Source organism: Massilia orientalis (assembly GCF_030411975.2).
GTDB classification, from domain to species: Bacteria; Pseudomonadota; Gammaproteobacteria; order Burkholderiales; family Burkholderiaceae_D; genus Telluria; species Telluria orientalis.
On sequence record NZ_JASNRB020000079.1, the window covers coordinates 1 to 1,234 of the forward strand.

Below are 1,234 nucleotides of genomic sequence, written 5' to 3' on the forward strand. Positions count from 1 at the left end.
GGTTTAGATCGCGCGGCGTACCAGCAATTCCTTGATCTTGCCGATGGCCTTGTTCGGGTTCAAACCCTTCGGGCACACGTCCGTGCAATTCATGATCGAGTGGCAGCGGAACAGGCGGTAAGGGTCTTCCAGGTTGTCCAGGCGCTCGTTGGTCGCCTCGTCGCGCGAGTCGGCGATGAAGCGGTAGGCCTGCAGCAGGCCGGCCGGACCGACGAACTTGTCGGGATTCCACCAGAACGACGGGCACGACGTCGAGCAGCACGCGCACAGGATGCACTCGTACACGCCGTCGAGTTCTTCGCGCTCTTCCGGCGACTGCAGGCGCTCCTTCTCGGGCGGGATCGAGTCGTTGATCAGGTACGGCTTGATCGAGTGGTACTGCTTGAAGAAGTTGGTCATGTCCACGATCAGGTCGCGGATGACCGGCAGGCCCGGCAGCGGACGCAGCACGATCGGCTGCGTCAGCTCGTTCAGGTTGGTCGTGCAGGCCAGGCCGTTCTTGCCGTTGATGTTCATCGCGTCCGAACCGCACACGCCTTCGCGGCACGAGCGGCGCAGGGCGAGCGAGTCGTCGACGTCGGACTTGATGCGCTGCAGCGCGTCCAGCAGCATCTTGTCGGTGTCTTTCAGCTCGACGGTGACGTCTTGCATGTAGGGCTTCGAATCCTTGTCCGGATCGTAGCGGTAGATTTTCAGGTGGACTGTGCGTGCCATTATCGGTACCTAATTAGAACGTGCGGGGCTTCGGTTTGAACGTGTCGACGGTGAGCGGCTTGGTCACGACCGGTTTGTAGTCGAGACGGTTGCCTTCCGAGTAGAACAGGGTGTGCTTCATCCAGTTCTCGTCGTCGCGCTGCTCGTAGTCGCTGTGGGCGTGGGCGCCGCGCGATTCCTTGCGCGCCGCGGCCGACACAACGGTCGCCTTGGCCACTTCGATCAGGTTGTCCAGCTCGATCGCTTCGATGCGCGCCGTGTTGAACACCTTCGACTTGTCCTTGAACGAGACGTGCTTGCGGCGCTCGTCCAGGGCCATGATTTCCTTGACGCCTTCGTCCATCAGCGCCTGCGTGCGGAACACGCCGCAGTGCTTCTGCATCGTCGCGCGGATCGCGTTGGCCACGTCCTGCACCTTCTCGCCGCCGGTGGCGTTTTCCAGGCGGTTCAAACGGCCCAGCGCGTAGTCGGCGAAATCCTTCGGCAGCGCGCGGTTGCCCTGCTCCTTCAGGTTCTGCGC

General features: G+C 62.4%; 1 protein-coding gene and 1 pseudogene. Both read right to left on the minus strand.

The features are described 5' to 3' along the window. Positions 1-3: 3 nt before the first annotated feature. Complete coding sequence (locus tag QPK29_RS33430) at positions 4-714, minus strand: succinate dehydrogenase iron-sulfur subunit (protein ID WP_056132068.1); 711 nt, start codon at positions 712-714, stop codon at positions 4-6. A gap of 13 nt (positions 715-727) precedes the next feature. Continuing rightward, positions 728-1,234 (minus strand): annotated as a pseudogene (locus QPK29_RS33435) (succinate dehydrogenase/fumarate reductase flavoprotein subunit); the annotation flags it as partial.